Raw genomic sequence first — 14,878 nt, 5'->3', positions numbered from 1 at the left:
TATAGATTGAATTTAAATAGCGCTGCGCAAGACTTGCAATTGCTGCTGCACTTCTTGCGGCGTCATATTCTTGAAGCGGTCCGGCAACATGGAGCGACGTGAAGTTTCAAACACGGCCAGCATTTCCATGAAGGCAATCATTTGGGTTTCTTGTGGTGGCATGAAGTCAGCCACGGCCATCTCGAAAATTGCAGAAGTAATTTCACCATCACCACGCTTGGCAAACTCCAGCGCCAGCAGTGCCACAGCTTCCAGATCCGCATTCGAATAACCACGCAAGACATCAAACACTGGCAAAGTATTGGCCCAGTCTATCGAGCATTTGACATCATAACGGCTGAGTATGGCTTTGACGATGTCAGCGCGTTCAGTCGCGGTATCGGCATAAAAGAAAGGGATTTTCCTGTCCAGGCGGCCTGGGCGTTTGATATCGGTATCGAGCTTGTCAGGACGATTGGTCATGAGGATGAACAAAACCTTGCCACGGTTCTCGGTATCAGACATGAACTCTTTGAGACGGGCAATCACGCGTGAGCTGGTGCCGCCGTCAGAATCATCGCCCTGCTTGCCAAAGCTGCGGTCACCTTCATCAATGACCACGGCGATAGGGCCCATGGCCTTGACTGCGTTCAGCACACGCTCCAGATTGGCTTCCGTCGAACCCACCCATTTCGAGCGGAAATTCTTCAGGCTCACGCCCGACAATCCAGCCTCTTTCAAGAAAGCCTTGATGACAAAGGTCTTGCCCGCGCCCATCGCACCCACTGCCAGCAAACCCATGGGTGAGCGTGCCTTGTCGCCGGACTTGATGGCCTTGGCAATTTCCATCAATTCTGTCTTGATGTTCTCATTGCCACCGACAGCGCTGAGATCATGCTTGGGTTCGATAAACTCGATCAGGCCAGCGCATTCTTTTTCTATCAGTTCGCGCTTGCGCTTGCGCACTATTTCCATCATCTCGGAATAGGGATCGACATCGATATCCACAACCAGGGTCTTGCCCGGGTCTATCAGGTGGGCAATTTCTTCCGGTGTCATACCTGCGGTAATGGCAGATAATTTTGCCGCCCGGTCTTCAGCATTGGCCTGCCCTTGCAAAAGGCTGGCGATGAGCTTGGTGCGTTCTGCTTCACGCAAACCTTGCGGGCCTTCAGCCGCGACGATGCTGCTCAGTTGTATCACGCGCAAACCGGCAGTTTGCTTGGCCAGCAATTTGACTTGCTGCTCTTCCATCTTGGGGGCGTAATGCCTGACTGCTATTTCGCGTTCCGCTTCTTGCGGGATAGGCACTTCTACTGCCGCCACCTTGGGATTGGACATGATCGCCTGATTGATCTCGGCCAGCGATTCACACAGCAGGATAACGACATTGTCTTTTTGCGCCAGCGCATCATCGAGTGACCAGCGATGCAGGGTGGTAAAAGCAATGCGGTCTTCCAGGGACATCATTTGCGGGTCGCCATTCGGAAAGATCGTGCCTGCATAAGGAAAGATCACGGCATTCGACGCATGTTCACGCATGCGGCGTTCTACCGATTCAAAGATGCCCGGCAAACCCTTGTCAGCCAGATAGCCGTACAAAACTTCTTTCTCTTCTGTCATTGCGCCCTGTAAGAAACGTACACCGCGGTCAAGGCTGATTTCCATGATGCGGTTTTTGTTTTCCTTCAGCAGAACCTGGGACAAGAATTCAGACATGCCATGGGCGATGCCATCGACGAGATAGCGGTCAAATACATTGCCATACAAGACGAAGACAGAAGCCTCGCCCGCCAGATATTTTTGTCTCAGCTGTTCTGCCCATGCGGGCAGTATGCGCTTGCTAGTGCCAGGTTCGATCATGGATGTCTGCTCTGTCTCTTTGCTTGAATTATTCACTGTTGACACTAAATGTACAACCAGTTACATGGTCTTGCCGCCAGCATTGTTCGCTTCTGCCTGGCCAGCCCTGGCTCTTTTCATGTCTTCCAGTTGCTGCTTGGCTGTCACTGCACCACTGCCCTGGCGGAGTTTTGCCAGACGCACATCAAGGTCTGAACTACGCAATTCCTGGCCCAGGTTAGCTTCGGCCACGGTGTTCTTGATATGGTCACGCACATTGCTGAGCGCCTTGACTTCGGCATCGACAGACAAGCCTTCGAGCTGGTTCTGTATCGACACCCGTGCTTGTGCGCTGTGCATCTGCGCCAGCATGCGGTCTTTTTCTGCCTTCAGTTTGTCGATCTCGCCTTTGACTTGCAGCAGTGAATCCTTGGCATCGTCGGCATCGGTCTGGGCGACTTTCATATCATCCTGCAAAGCAGCGACACTGGCATCCAGGGCATTTTTCTTTTGTATCAGCACGACTGCCAGATCATCCTGATTGGTCGCAATAGCGCCTTCAAGATCAGCAGTAATGGATGCCAGTTCGGTTTGTTCAGACTTCAGGCGCGCTTCCACGTCCTGGCGGCGGCGTATGATGGCGGCAGTGGCGGCCTTGAGCTTGGTGTACTTGCTGATCATGGAATCGATGGAATTCTGATAGGCGATTTCCGGGTGGCGTTTTTCCACATCGGTAATCCACAATGAGACGAAGCCTGACCAAAGATTGGATAAGCGGGCGATGAAATTGCTGTCAGACATATTGATCCTCTTTTAGGTAAATAACTAAGCGTGAACTGAGCGTGAATTGACTATAAATTGATCATGAGTTGATCATGAGTTGATCGTGTTATCGAACTATCGCTTCGAAAAAAGTTTTGTGATGCCTGGCAAAAGTCTGGAAGCCATGATCCAGGCTGGCACGCATGGCTGCATGTTCTTTTTTGGGACTATAAGTAAAGGCCAGTTCAGCACCTTTGGTAGCCCATTCAAAATGGTCAGCCTCGGCTGCACCGCCATGGCCACTATGTATCTGCAACCATTGATAGCATGGATGACTTTGACCCGCAATTTCCTGCTTGGATTTTTTCAGGAAACGAGTCACTTCTTTTTGTTCTTTGCGCAGGTATTCATCGATCATCGAAAACTCGCGGTCAGCCAGGATTTCGGACCCAAGATGATAGCCTATGGCTGCCATGATGGCATCCCTGTTGTCTTCACTGCCATTGCCATAACCCTGAGCGACCTTGGCATTCAGGGTCTTTAGCCAGGCGGGTTCATTGAGCATTTTATTCAGCTCGGCAGTGGAAGCTGCATAACCCTGCTGACGTGCGTAAAGCAATATGCCAGCCAGAGTTGCCTGCGCCAGGCAGCGGTGGGTATCGCGGTATTCAGTATCGCGGTCATCGAATTCGTCACGCGCGGCATCAAAGAAAAAGCTCGCGATAAAGACACTACGGTCGTTGAGCAAGCGTTCTGGCACGGTCTGATCGACAAACATGGTACGCGAGCGGCCTATCTTGCCGGATAGTGAAGCCACGCCAGAACCGAAAAAACCATTCCAGCTGGTATAGCGGGCAAAGAAGCGCAACAAGCCCACCGCACCCTCTTCACCAGCGAGATTCAGCGCATTTTTTACCCTTGACTGTGCCAGATCAAAGTCTGCCAGCCCCTGTAAATCTTCCTGCGTGATGATGCTGTATTCCATGATGTTCGCTTTCCCGTATTTACTACGTATTTTTTACTGCGTATTTTTTTGTGCCTGCGGCTGTACTTTTATACCGGTTGCAACACGGCTTTGCTTGCGGTTTTCCAGCTCTTGCGAAATCACCGGCATGGTATCGCGCAAGGCCCCTTCGAGTTCAGCTTCCAGGTCTTCTTCCAACCCCAGCTTGGCGATCGATTCTGCCAGTTTGGAATCATCATCGGATGACGTTGGTGCAGTCATGATGGTCTGGTAAATTTCATCCATCTGGTCGGGCATGGAAATGATGGCTGCCTCTATCGCCGCCTTGCGACTGAGCATGCGGCGCTGGCGCGTGATCAGGGAAAGATAATCATTGCGCGCCTTTTGCAATTGCAACTGATCCATGCCTGGTTTGATATCCTGTAAATCCTGATCGATGCGCTCCAGGCGTGTTTCCACTTCTTTCATATTGACGGAATTGGCCCGCTCTTCTATGACCGTCAGGGCCAGCCACATACTCAGGTAATCGAGGGTCGCATCATCAAGTTTTTCGACATCGTTCATGGACAAACTGGTGCGGCTGTCACTGGCATATTGGTAAAGGGAAGCGACATGCTGCAACATGCGTTGATAGGCATCCATGGAGCCAAATACTTTGAAAGCAATGCCTTCGCGTTTGTGGATTTCTTCCAGGAAGTGCTGTCTGGAAGCAGCTCTCTCTTGCTCCCTGTATTTCTTGTCGACAGTAGCCCGAAAATTTTCTGAGTACGGTATGAACATGGCGGCTATGGTCTCCCCGGCCACCAGGCCTATCAACGGAATCAGCGCAGCATTGAAGCCATAGGGTATGGACAGCAATACGCTGGCGGCAACCGTGCCCAGCACGGCAAAGATATTGCCCTGGCTGTACAGCATTTCCTTCACATATGAAACTTGTTTGATCTGCACGTTCGTTATTTCAATTCGTTATTTCAAATGGTGACTCTGAGGGTACCGCGTCCGGCGCTGAATTTGTGTAATTGGGACAGCACTCTTTCCTGCATGGTGACTGCCTCGGTAGAACGCTGCCATACGGCCGAACGCGGGCGGCTCTCGGTAATTTCAAAGTCGTCCGCGATCTTGGCAGGCTGGGTAGAAAGCACGATGACACGGTCACCCAGCAGCAAGGCCTCAGTCACGTCATGCGTGACGAAGACGATCAGGCAGGGGCTGGTCTTGTGCAGGGTAATCAGCAGTTGCTGCATTTCTTCACGGGTTTGTGCATCCAATGCGCCGAAGGGTTCATCCATGAGCAAGATACGTGGGCGCAACACCAGTGCCCGCGCCAAAGCCACCCGCTGATTTTGCCCGCCTGATAATTGTGCAGACGAGAGATTTTTTTTATCTGTCAGCCCTACTGCTTCCAGCATGTCATCTACACGTTTTTTCCATTCAGCTTCAGGGAATTTTTTCTTCCACAAATCCAGGCGAAACGGGAAAGCAACATTTTCATAGACGGTCAGGTCAGGCCGGTTGGCGTAGCGCTGGAACACCATGACGGCATCATCATGCGGGCCATCACATGCTTCGCCATTGATGTGCACAGAACCGGAGGTGGGTGACTGCACGCCAAAAGGACGCACGCCCCCCATCATGTGCAGCAAGGTGCTTTTGCCGCAACCGGAAGGACCCAGCAGCATATTGATGGTGGGCTTGTCGAAAGACAGACTGATACCATCAATGACGCGGGTGACAGGGCCGTCTGCATTGGCATATTCCTGCACGATTTCATTGAGTTGCAGGCTGATGTCGGTGGTCGTCGTCATGGTGTTGGTAGCGCCGTTGTCAGTCATGGTGTTCGTCATAGTATCCTGGCTCACTGTGAGGTTTCCCAAGGATAGAGTTTTCTTTTCAACAAACGCATTAACTGGTAAGTCACCAGTGCCAGCGCAATGATGACGATGATGCCCGCAAATACCTGGTCCATGGCGCTGAAGCGGCGGGCATTCTGTATCAGTTGGCCCAGGCCTTCACGGGCATTGACGTATTCAGCCACCGTAATATACGTCCACATGACCGAGATACTGACGACAACAGCGTCAGCAATACGCGGCATGGCCATGGGCAGCACGGCTTTTGTGATGCATTCCCAGGGTGTGGCACCCAGGTCACGAGCGCTGATGTAATAGCTTTGTGGTACGGCCTGTATGGCATCGCGCACCATGGGCACCAGATACACTACGGCACCGATAAACAAGAAGGCGATCTTCATGACCTCGCCTATACCCAGCCACATGACCAGGATGGGCAACAAGGCGACTACCGGTGCTGAACGGAAAGGGTCAATCAGTGGCGACAGCAAGGCATTCAAACGCGGTGCTGCGCCCATCATGACACCGACAGGTATGCCGATAGCGATCACCAGCAGGCCAGCCGCAAATACCCGGCCCGCCGACCACAGGGTGGCATTGAACAACATGCTGTTACCCTCATTCCATGAGAGGTAGAGCATGGCTTGTGCCACCGCCCACGGCGATGGCAATCTTGTCGCACTCACCGCGCCTGATGCCGCAAGCGCAGCCCACAACACCAGCACCGTGGCCACAGATGCGATACCCAACTGGCGTCGCAAGCCTGCTGCCATAGGGGAATACGGATTCCAGAATGTCGTCATGATGCTTAACGTGCAAAAACGCCGATGCGGGTAGTACGGTTCAGACCACGACAATCCTCCAGTGCCAGGCCATCTGCTGCCGGATTAGCTTCATTACACAAAGGTTTGTCAGGGCCGTTACCAACGATTTTGAAACGTGCTTTAGGGAATTCCCATTGCTCATTCAGATACTTCACCACCGCCGCAGCACGGGCCTGCGACAGGCGCAGGTTGGAGTCCCGCGCACCGACACCGTCACTATTGCCGCTGACTTCGAAATAAGCGCTGCCATTATTTTCTATGAAGGGCACCATTTCTGTATCCACCACGCGCTGGGCTTTCTTGGTCAACTCAGCACTGCCGGTAGCAAAACCGACGGTGACTGGCTTGGTGACGCTGGCTGCCTGTTGGGTGGCTGCCTTTTGTGCAGTTTCAGTAAACTGATATTGCGGTTTGGCTGCGGCTGTTTCCACTGCCGTATTCTTGGCCAGCATGGCCTTGATGAAGCGGTAGTCAAAACTCTCTTGCGGATTAACGACTGGCGATTTTGGATTCGCCAATGCACCCGCCGCACGGTAGATGGCATCAAAACGACGGTACACACGATCATAGTGATTGGTGCCACCAACCAGACCCAGAATACGGGCATTGTCTTCCAGACCTGTCCATACCAGATTACTGAACAGGGACTTGATGAAAGGCTTGCCTTCCTGCTTGGCCAGCAGTTTAAAGAATTCTTCGGTATTGACCAGGGCATCAACTGCATTGTCAGGTTTTGCTCTGGCCTGTGTCACGCCTTCCATCCAGCCTTCAACAAATTTCTGGATGACAGGGATATTCTCTTCTTTTGCCAGTACGCGGCTGTCACACACCATGATGTCAAAAATCAGGTTGGTGGCGGTCTTGGTGGAATACACGACATGACCACCTTTGACATTGCGCAAGGCCAGCGACAGGTCAGGGTCCCATAACGCTGCAGCATCGACGTTGCCGGATTCCAGCGCAGCGCGCACGCCAGCCGTACCTTCATCGGCATTGATGAAGACAAACTTGACGCTTTCTTTCTTGCGTGCCGTCATGGAAGAATTTTCTATCGCATCGATCAACATACCATGCGAAGGGGTGAACTGCAGTACTGCGACCGAATGTCCAGCCAGGTCTTCTACCGTGCGTATGCTACCGTCTTTGGCGATGACGGCATCAGCGCCCTGGGTATTATCAACAACCATCACGGCTCGCGCATCCAGACCGGCATTGCGCAAATTAGGTTGCTCCTGCGCCCATGAGTCAGAAGTACGCCATGCACATTGCGCAGCGCCGGATTCAAACACGGTTGCCAGCGCCGGGATATCATCCTGGATGACGAACTGCATATTCACGCCCTTGGCTGCATACACAGAATTGGGCTGGGTAGTCAGGCTATTACCATTGGCAACCAGCGCAGGCGCATAACCATGGAAGCTAACGATGCTGACCTTCAAGGGATTGCCGCTAGAACCGAGTGGCCCGCTGCCAGACACTGGCGCAGGAGCAGGCTTGCCAGAAGGCGCCACGCCATTGGCTTTGCCGCTTGCAGGTGCGCTGGCAGAGACTGTCGCGCCGGATTTTGCATCAGCCCGGTTGGCCCACCAGTCCTTGAGTGCCAGATTCCAGGCCGCAGAGCCTGCGGCTCCGAGGATAATCACTGCAATAAGTCCTTTAGCAAGAGGGCTAGCTGTAGCCATGGTCATTCCTTGATGATGTGTTGTTAGTCAGTGTGAGTTCAGTGTAAGTTCATTCCGGATAGGTCAGAACTCAGTGTGAAAATTGCGCAGGGATTTCACGCAATCTTTCTACTTCTGTCTGCAAGCGCTTTACTTCGCGCTCACAGCTTTCCATTGCGGCTTGTTGACCACTTTCCAGATTGGTGATCTGTTCTGCAGTTTTCTGTATTTCGCGTGCCAGTAGTCTTTCCATTTCGGCGATCTGCTTGCGGATTTCTGTGACAGCTCTTTCTTCTGCCTCTTTCAAATCAGCGACTTCGGTAATCACTTGCTGCTGGTTGGCAGCAAGTTGCGATTCCAATGCTTTTTGATAGTCTTCCAGTGCAGCGATTTTTCTTTGGGCATCGATGATGGAATCATCGATAGTCCAGTTATCGTCCGCCGCATCCATGGCGTGCACCGCTGCCTTGCGGGTGGCTTCGTCCATGGCGCGCAAACCGTCAAGTAATCTGAGCAGGCGTTCAGCCGGAAAAGGAGAATCTGGTATTTGGGCGCTTTTGAAGATATCGTCAAAAGACTTGCCCTCGGCAACGTCAGCCGCCGCGTATGCTATAGGTGGGGCGTTGGGTGGAGCTAAAGAAGTACCAGTATCGCTTGTGTCTGGCAGAGGCGGCGGATTTTCAGTGGCGAATTCGCTTACTACCGGTTCTTCTACCGGGTCAACACCGTGCAGCTTCATTTTTTCTTCATCAGACAGGTCGACCAGCTTGGCAGCAGCCAGAAACTTCAGGATACCTTTCACGCGAATTACCTCTTCAGAAAAAACTATGTGTGCAACAAGATACAACAGGCTGGCATAAATTGCCACTTTGATTGCATGCATTGAGCAGTTGTAAACCCGGTTTTTGTCTCTGGGAGAACACAGTATTATCTGTCCATTGTGCGTGTAGTGCAGCATGTGTGGGAGTACGCTTAAAAATCAATAGTGATTTAATAATATATCTCTGCCTTTACCCTCCCTTTATTGACTTTATTTCCTTTTGGCAATCATTCTAAGGGAGCTGTTTGCGCATGCGACTTAATGGTGCAACTACACCCTCTGGCAAATCCAGATCAAAGCGTTCAAACACAGTAAAACCGCAGGCCAGGTAAAGCGGTTCACCGGGCATGGTGGCTGCCAACTCCAGTGAAGTAAATCCCGCCGCCTGCGCCTGGGTGCTGCAATGCTCGAGCAAAATACGGCCCAGTCCGCGGCGTGCTGCCTTTGGTTCTACAAAAAATGCACGTATGCGGGCTGCATCTGTCGCCGGATCAAGCAACTTATCTACGCCATGCTTGGCCTGGTCGCCACCGAACAGCGTCTTGCGCTTGCTCCAGCCACCGCAGGCCAGCATGCTACCCTGCTCTTCAATGACAAAATAAGTCTGGTCATGGATGAGCTGGGTGTCAACACCAAACACATGCGTGAGCAAGGCTTGCGCCTGCTCTGGCGCATAAAACGGCGTGCTTAACTGTATTGCCGACCTGGCGATCAAGGCCTGCATGGCGGCGATGTCGGCTTCAGTAGCGCAGCGTATCGTCAAATTTTCATCCATCACTTTTTCCTTTCCCTCTCAGCGGTGTATATCCCTGGGACCACAGTCATCACTGAACTATAAGTCCGCAAGATTTGTCAAATGCCTTCATGTTAAGGTGAGCACCTTGCTGAGCAAGTCCCTGCTTGATTATCTCAATGATATATACAAGGCAGCATCAGGAAACTGAAAGACCATCATACGGGAACTCATCAAAAAACAAGATAGCTCAACAATCCAAGAACAGGATGAAACCATGCAAACAAAAATCGTAGAAATAGAAAACTTCCAGATCAGCGGTTTGCAAGTGCGCACCCGCAATGCTGATGAGGCCAATGACACCAATAATGTCACTGGAAAGATAGGCCCTTTGTGGGGGCAATTCTTTGCCAAGAATTTACCAGAAACTTTGCCAGCAAAAACCGGTGATGGAAAAATCTATGGCGTATATTCAAATTATGAAAGCGATGCGAATGGCTTGTTCAACGTGACTGCCGGTGTCGCCGTGATGGCAGCTTCGGCAGAACTGGCCAATGTCAGCATCGCTGCCGGGCGTTATATGGTATTTGAATGCCAAGGCGAAATGCCTGCTGCCATCATAGAGGGATGGGGCAAGGTCTGGTCTTATTTTTCGGGTGAGACAGAATACCAGCGCAGCTATCTGACTGACTTTGAAGAATATCAGGGTCCTGCACAAGCCGCCATCTACATCGGTATAAAATAAGCGCCACTTTATTATCCTGAGGCCAGCATGTCCGTATTGTCCACCAATCCAGCCCTGCAAGTCAGTTATGAACGCCGACTTTCGCGCGTCACCAATTACCTGCATGCGCATCTGGATGAAGACCTGGATTTGAACAAACTGGCCGACATTGCCTGCATGTCGCCGTATCACTGGCACCGTATCTATCGCGCCATTCATGGAGAAAGTGTAGTGGCGACAGTCAAGCGCCTGCGCCTGCAAAGAGCGGCCACCCTGCTGGCGCGCAGCGATATGACGATAGATAAAATCGCAGAATTTTCTGGCTATCCCAACCTGCAATCCTTCACCCGCATTTTTGCGTCGGTCTATGGGCAACCTCCAGCACGTTACCGCAAGGAAGGCAGCCACCAGCAAATCCCGCTGCCGGATGCACTCAGTGCTGACCTGCATTTTCCGGTCAGCATCACCAGCATCGCACCTGTGCAATTACTGAGTATAGACAATACTGGCAGCTACATGGGCATCAGCAAGACTTTCGACATCCTGAATGGCTGCGCAGCCTCACGACAATTGTTCAGGGAAGACACGCGCTGGATAGGGATTTACTATGATGACGCAATGACGGTAGATGAAGACAAGTTGCGCTCCAAAGCCTGCATCAGTGCACCACAGCCTTTGCCTGAACAGGCATTGCAAGCGCCTTTGTCTTTGACTGAACTACGCGGTGGTCAATATGCCGTGCTGACTTACAAAGGGCCTTACTCTGACATGCAGCCAGTGTATCGCTGGTTCTTTGGCGTATGGCTGCCGGCATCCGGGCAAGAAATCGATGACGCACCACCGTTTGAAGAGTACCTTAACAACCCGCGCGACACAGCACCCGCAGATTTATTGAGCAATATCTACATGCCCTTGCGTTAGAACTCATTTCATAAACAGGATGAAATTGCGGGCAAACACTGACAATCCATATCATGCTTGCCCAATCTGACGATGCGATAAAACTTAACCAGGCATATCACCCTTGCGCGTCACTTTGCCAGAGCCACCAATGGATTTACTGATTTTTGGGTCGCCGTAATAGCTGACATCGCCAGAGCCACCTATGCTGACATCCAGCCTGTCCTTGGCCCAGACCTGAGCCGCCCCTGAACCGCCTATTTTTATCTTGATGTTGCGCGCTTCCAGTGTGCCTAGCTTGATATCGCCGGAGCCGCCGATAGTGCCAGCCACTTCATTGACATTGCCAGCAGCGACGAAATTGCCACTGCCGCCGATGGTGACGCTCAGGCTATCTGCCTGAAGGTCCTTGATTTGTATATCGCCTGAACCACCTATTTTGGCTTGCAATTCTTTGGTGGCCAGCTTGCCGGTCCAGACTTTTCCAGAACCACTGACGGCGATCTTGTCCAGGTTTTTGCAATACACCACGATATTCATGGTTCTGGTTTTGGGATAGGTATTTTTTTCTGCGCTGCGGATTTTCAAGTGCCCGCTCTCTACCACGGTTTCAACCAGGGCCTGCAGGTTGTCGTCAGTCTCTATCTGCACGCCTTCCTTGTCGCCCTGGCGTAATTCCAGTCTGGCGGGCAAAGCCAGGTCTATGCCAGAAAAGCCGCTGATGACGCGGTCTTGTTTCTGGATATTGCCTGAACCTTCTACTGTATTTCCTTTGAACCAGCCATCTGACCAGCCGGCAGCAGCAGGCAGACTGACCAATGCCAGCAAGGCAGCCAGGACGTAGCGGCGGGAAATCGGGGTTTTCATCATAGTTTCCTTAATATTGTTGCCTTAAGACTATGATGCACAGGCTAAGTTCCTGAAAAAGATAACTATCTGCCAGGCAATTGCACTGGCTACCTGTAAAAAGGATGACTTAATGGAATAACTTAATGGGATAACTTAATGGGATGACTTATTTGGGCTGGGGTTTGGGCGCGCTATCGTTTTTTGCAGGTTGGGTTTTCAGGGGCTTGATGGTCACTACCTTGCCCTTGCTTTTGCAGGGGTTGTCTGACCAGACAACCCGGCCATCAACTTCACAACGAAATACCGGTGTTTGTGCTGAAGATAAAATAGGAAACAACAGAGAAAATACCAGGAGGAAAGATTTTTTCATAAAAACTCAGGTGAGGAATGCGCGCATTATTATATCCTGCATTTTGTTTTCTTTTTTGCATCTTCGTGACAGATTTGCAAATTGGGCATGAATCAACGCTCCGCAAGTAAGGCGAAGCAATTTCTCAAAAACATTTATGATGCGCTGCACGATGAACAATTACTTCGCTATGGAACGTTTGTCCGGCCTGGCGGTCTTAACTCTTTTCCTCTGGAGACTCTGTATGAAACAATTTTTGCTCGCCATGGGCCTGATCACAGGTTTGGCATGCAGCCAGGCAGCGCTGGCCGACGATGCCTTGAAGGCGGCTATTGCCGGACAACAACGAACGCCTGCCAATGCGATACGTGACAGTGCCCGTCACCCGTATGAAACCCTGACTTTCTTTGGTATCAAACCAACGATGACGGTAGTGGAACTGTCGCCAGGCGGTGGCTGGTATACAGAAATCCTGGCACAGTACCTGCGCGATAATGGCAAGATGATCGTCGCCCTGAATGATCCTGCAGCCAGCAAGGGTGCGGCCAGCTTCAAGCAAAAACTGGATGCTACACCAGCAGTATATGGCAAGGTGCAGATGGGCGTTTTCTCTCCACCAGCCAAGCTTAATTATGCCGACAAGGGGACAGTTGATATGGTGCTGACTTTCAGGAACATCCATAACTGGATAGACAATGGTGAACCCGCCATGAAAGCCTTGTTCCAGAGCGCCTATGACAGTCTGAAACCAGGTGGTGTATTTGGCGTGGTAGAACATCGTCTGCCAGCCAGCAAAACCCAGGATGCAAAAGCCAGCACTGGCTATGTGCATGAAAGCTATGTCATCAAACTGGCTGAAAGCGTGGGCTTTAAACTGGCGGGGAAATCTGAAGTCAATGCCAACCCTAAAGACAATGCTGATCATGAAAACGGTGTCTGGGCTTTGCCACCCACCTTTGCCAACAAGGATAAGGACAAGGCGCAATACGAAGCCATCGGTGAAAGCGACAGGATGACGCTGAAGTTCGTCAAGTCTTAAGACGCTCAGCGTAACTGGTAAGTCTGGCGGTAACAGCTTATGATGGTTGTTACCGCCTTTTCCTTTTTGGAACGACCATGTTCAAACAATACCTGTTGCTGATAGTGTCCTGTGCCAGCATGGCTGCATATGGCGCTGACAAATACGTGGTCGACCAGGAACACACTTTCAGCAATTTTGAATACAAGCACTGGGGCTTGTCCTTACAGCGCGGCCGTTTCGATAAAAACAGCGGCAGTATTGAACTGGATATGGATAACAAAACTGGCAGCTTGCAAATTGCCATCGATGCGGCTTCCATCAATACCGGTTCAGACACCTTCAACAAAATCCTGCGTTCGGACAATTTTTTTAATATTGAAAAATATCCAAAGATCTCTTTTCAGTCGAACAAGATGATCTTCAATGAAGACCAGTTGGTGCAGGTGGAAGGTGATTTGACCATCAAGGATGTCACCCGCAAGGTGACCGTGGATATCACGCAATTTGAATGCCGCTTCATGATCCTGTATCTAAAACGTGCCTGCGGTGCGAATGGTAATACCAAGATCCTGCGCAGCGATTATGGTGTGGGCCGCTATGTCCCGTTTGTCAGTGATGAAGTGACTTTGTCATTCAGTGTTGAGGCGATTAAAGAATAGTGGAAAAGAGATATTTTGATGATGGCAGACATGCTGCAACCGAGCCTCACCGCCTCTGGAGGGACTATTACGTATACCGGATCACAATTGCACCAGCTACTGCCAGCATGATCGCGGCGAGTCGTCTGGCAGAAATTTTCTCATGCAGGACCCAGGCCGCAATCGCCGTGGCAAACAATATCGAAGTTTCACGCAAGGCAGCAATGGCGGCCACCGGGGCCAGGGTCATGGCCCACAATGCCAGTCCGTAAGAGGCAACTGAAGCTGTACCGCCGGCTATGCCCAGGAAATATTTCCCTCTGATATAAGCGAAAAATACCTGCCTGCCCCTGAGTATGACGACAGTCAATAACACCAGTGCAGTCAGCAAAAAAATCCACATGGTATACGCAGCAGGCGCACCCGACTTGCGTACGCCTATACCGTCCACCACCGTGTAGGCTGCGATGAAACAGGCATTTAGCAAAGCGAAACCACGGCTAGCTATTGCCTGAGATTCGTCTCCGGCCTTTGTCTGACCGGAGAGGCTTAAACCGAGTATGCCAAGCACCAGCATACCCAACCCCAGCCAGCGTAATGCGGGCACAGCCTCGCCGATGACACTGCCACTGACCAGTGCCACCAGCAAGGGCGCTGTGCCACGCATGATAGGGTAAGCCTGGCTCATGTCGCCATGACGGTAGGCTGCTGCCAATAAATAGAAGTACACCACTTGCAAAGCGACTGAAGCCAGCATGAACAACCAGCTTTCAAATGCTGGCTGACTAACAAAAGGCAAAACCAATGCACAAACCAGACCGGCACCAGAAGTCACCAATACCGTATTAAAGTATTTGTTGGCACCCACCTTGATCACCGCATTCCAGACGGCATGCAGGAAGGCAGCAAACAAAACAATAGAGAGGACTAAGCTAGACATACCAATTCAAACATCGTGAGCA

Annotated in this window: 16 protein-coding genes; 4 read left to right on the top strand and 12 right to left on the bottom strand. The window is 51.4% G+C overall.

The window, feature by feature from the left end; genetic code table 11:
- Positions 1-12: 12 nt before the first annotated feature.
- From ACO0LG_RS14410 to ACO0LG_RS14370, 9 genes are all read right to left on the bottom strand, one after another.
- Positions 13-1,842 carry an ATP-binding protein gene (locus ACO0LG_RS14410; RefSeq protein WP_423027451.1) on the bottom strand — a complete coding sequence of 610 codons (1,830 nt, stop codon included), beginning with the start codon at positions 1,840-1,842 and terminating at the stop codon, positions 13-15.
- Between the two features lie 60 nt (positions 1,843-1,902).
- Positions 1,903-2,622, bottom strand: a complete 720-nt coding sequence (locus tag ACO0LG_RS14405; protein WP_423027449.1) for a PspA/IM30 family protein — start codon at positions 2,620-2,622, stop codon at positions 1,903-1,905.
- An 88-nt stretch (positions 2,623-2,710) separates the two neighbouring features.
- Positions 2,711-3,568, bottom strand: coding sequence for a hypothetical protein (locus ACO0LG_RS14400; protein WP_423027447.1), 858 nt, complete (start codon positions 3,566-3,568; stop codon positions 2,711-2,713).
- Positions 3,569-3,601: 33 nt separating this feature from the next.
- The gene (locus ACO0LG_RS14395) at positions 3,602-4,495 is read right to left on the bottom strand and encodes a hypothetical protein (RefSeq protein WP_423027445.1); all 894 of its coding nucleotides are present in this window, start codon (positions 4,493-4,495) and stop codon (positions 3,602-3,604) included.
- A gap of 23 nt (positions 4,496-4,518) precedes the next feature.
- The gene (locus ACO0LG_RS14390) at positions 4,519-5,391 is read right to left on the bottom strand and encodes an ABC transporter ATP-binding protein (protein ID WP_423027443.1); all 873 of its coding nucleotides are present in this window, start codon (positions 5,389-5,391) and stop codon (positions 4,519-4,521) included.
- A gap of 11 nt (positions 5,392-5,402) precedes the next feature.
- Positions 5,403-6,200 (bottom strand): ABC transporter permease, encoded by a 798-nt coding sequence (locus ACO0LG_RS14385; protein ID WP_423027441.1) that lies wholly within the window; start codon positions 6,198-6,200, stop codon positions 5,403-5,405.
- Between the two features lie 5 nt (positions 6,201-6,205).
- The gene (locus ACO0LG_RS14380) at positions 6,206-7,903 is read right to left on the bottom strand and encodes an OmpA family protein (RefSeq protein ID WP_423027439.1); all 1,698 of its coding nucleotides are present in this window, start codon (positions 7,901-7,903) and stop codon (positions 6,206-6,208) included.
- A 70-nt stretch (positions 7,904-7,973) separates the two neighbouring features.
- On the bottom strand, positions 7,974-8,684 hold the full coding sequence (locus ACO0LG_RS14375) for a hypothetical protein (protein WP_423027437.1): 711 nt from the start codon (positions 8,682-8,684) through the stop codon (positions 7,974-7,976).
- A 250-nt stretch (positions 8,685-8,934) separates the two neighbouring features.
- Entirely contained in the window at positions 8,935-9,477 is a 543-nt protein-coding gene (locus ACO0LG_RS14370) for a GNAT family N-acetyltransferase (RefSeq protein ID WP_423027435.1), read from the bottom strand.
- Between the two features lie 235 nt (positions 9,478-9,712).
- Between ACO0LG_RS14370 and ACO0LG_RS14365 the strand changes: the two genes are divergently transcribed.
- Both ACO0LG_RS14365 and ACO0LG_RS14360 read left to right on the top strand, forming a co-directional pair.
- Positions 9,713-10,180, top strand: a complete 468-nt coding sequence (locus ACO0LG_RS14365) for a GyrI-like domain-containing protein (protein WP_423027433.1) — start codon at positions 9,713-9,715, stop codon at positions 10,178-10,180.
- 27 nt (positions 10,181-10,207) lie between these two features.
- Positions 10,208-11,080: an AraC family transcriptional regulator gene (locus tag ACO0LG_RS14360; RefSeq protein ID WP_423027431.1), complete on the top strand. Its 873-nt coding sequence runs from the start codon at positions 10,208-10,210 to the stop codon at positions 11,078-11,080.
- A gap of 84 nt (positions 11,081-11,164) precedes the next feature.
- Here the strand turns inward: ACO0LG_RS14360 and ACO0LG_RS14355 are convergent, their stop codons facing one another.
- A complete protein-coding gene (locus ACO0LG_RS14355) occupies positions 11,165-11,926 on the bottom strand; it encodes a head GIN domain-containing protein (protein WP_423027429.1) in 762 nt (253 codons plus the stop codon).
- A 148-nt stretch (positions 11,927-12,074) separates the two neighbouring features.
- Positions 12,075-12,278, bottom strand: coding sequence for a DUF4124 domain-containing protein (locus ACO0LG_RS14350; protein ID WP_423027427.1), 204 nt, complete (start codon positions 12,276-12,278; stop codon positions 12,075-12,077).
- Positions 12,279-12,501: 223 nt separating this feature from the next.
- Between ACO0LG_RS14350 and ACO0LG_RS14345 the strand changes: the two genes are divergently transcribed.
- Both ACO0LG_RS14345 and ACO0LG_RS14340 read left to right on the top strand, forming a co-directional pair.
- Positions 12,502-13,296: a class I SAM-dependent methyltransferase gene (locus ACO0LG_RS14345; RefSeq protein WP_423027425.1), complete on the top strand. Its 795-nt coding sequence runs from the start codon at positions 12,502-12,504 to the stop codon at positions 13,294-13,296.
- Between the two features lie 77 nt (positions 13,297-13,373).
- Positions 13,374-13,937 (top strand): YceI family protein, encoded by a 564-nt coding sequence (locus tag ACO0LG_RS14340; RefSeq protein ID WP_423027423.1) that lies wholly within the window; start codon positions 13,374-13,376, stop codon positions 13,935-13,937.
- 67 nt (positions 13,938-14,004) lie between these two features.
- Here the strand turns inward: ACO0LG_RS14340 and ACO0LG_RS14335 are convergent, their stop codons facing one another.
- The gene (locus ACO0LG_RS14335) at positions 14,005-14,856 is read right to left on the bottom strand and encodes an EamA family transporter (protein ID WP_423027421.1); all 852 of its coding nucleotides are present in this window, start codon (positions 14,854-14,856) and stop codon (positions 14,005-14,007) included.
- Positions 14,857-14,878: the final 22 nt, after the last annotated feature.

It is taken from the genome of Undibacterium sp. Ji42W (genome assembly GCF_049340405.1).
GTDB lineage: Bacteria > Pseudomonadota > Gammaproteobacteria > Burkholderiales > Burkholderiaceae_D > Undibacterium.
The sequence above is the reverse complement of the archived record's forward strand: the minus strand, read 5'-3'. Positions and strand labels throughout refer to the sequence as shown.

Coding starts and splice junctions, on each gene's coding strand:
- ACO0LG_RS14410 (WP_423027451.1), bottom strand. CDS start 1,842: ATGATCGAACCTGGCACTAGCAAGCGCATACTGCCCGCATGGGCAGAA.
- ACO0LG_RS14405 (WP_423027449.1), bottom strand. CDS start 2,622: ATGTCTGACAGCAATTTCATCGCCCGCTTATCCAATCTTTGGTCAGGC.
- ACO0LG_RS14400 (WP_423027447.1), bottom strand. CDS start 3,568: ATGGAATACAGCATCATCACGCAGGAAGATTTACAGGGGCTGGCAGAC.
- ACO0LG_RS14390 (WP_423027443.1), bottom strand. CDS start 5,391: ATGACGAACACCATGACTGACAACGGCGCTACCAACACCATGACGACG.
- ACO0LG_RS14385 (WP_423027441.1), bottom strand. CDS start 6,200: ATGACGACATTCTGGAATCCGTATTCCCCTATGGCAGCAGGCTTGCGA.
- ACO0LG_RS14380 (WP_423027439.1), bottom strand. CDS start 7,903: ATGGCTACAGCTAGCCCTCTTGCTAAAGGACTTATTGCAGTGATTATC.
- ACO0LG_RS14370 (WP_423027435.1), bottom strand. CDS start 9,477: ATGGATGAAAATTTGACGATACGCTGCGCTACTGAAGCCGACATCGCC.
- ACO0LG_RS14365 (WP_423027433.1), top strand. CDS start 9,713: ATGCAAACAAAAATCGTAGAAATAGAAAACTTCCAGATCAGCGGTTTG.
- ACO0LG_RS14360 (WP_423027431.1), top strand. CDS start 10,208: ATGTCCGTATTGTCCACCAATCCAGCCCTGCAAGTCAGTTATGAACGC.
- ACO0LG_RS14355 (WP_423027429.1), bottom strand. CDS start 11,926: ATGAAAACCCCGATTTCCCGCCGCTACGTCCTGGCTGCCTTGCTGGCA.
- ACO0LG_RS14350 (WP_423027427.1), bottom strand. CDS start 12,278: ATGAAAAAATCTTTCCTCCTGGTATTTTCTCTGTTGTTTCCTATTTTA.
- ACO0LG_RS14345 (WP_423027425.1), top strand. CDS start 12,502: ATGAAACAATTTTTGCTCGCCATGGGCCTGATCACAGGTTTGGCATGC.
- ACO0LG_RS14340 (WP_423027423.1), top strand. CDS start 13,374: ATGTTCAAACAATACCTGTTGCTGATAGTGTCCTGTGCCAGCATGGCT.
- ACO0LG_RS14335 (WP_423027421.1), bottom strand. CDS start 14,856: ATGTCTAGCTTAGTCCTCTCTATTGTTTTGTTTGCTGCCTTCCTGCAT.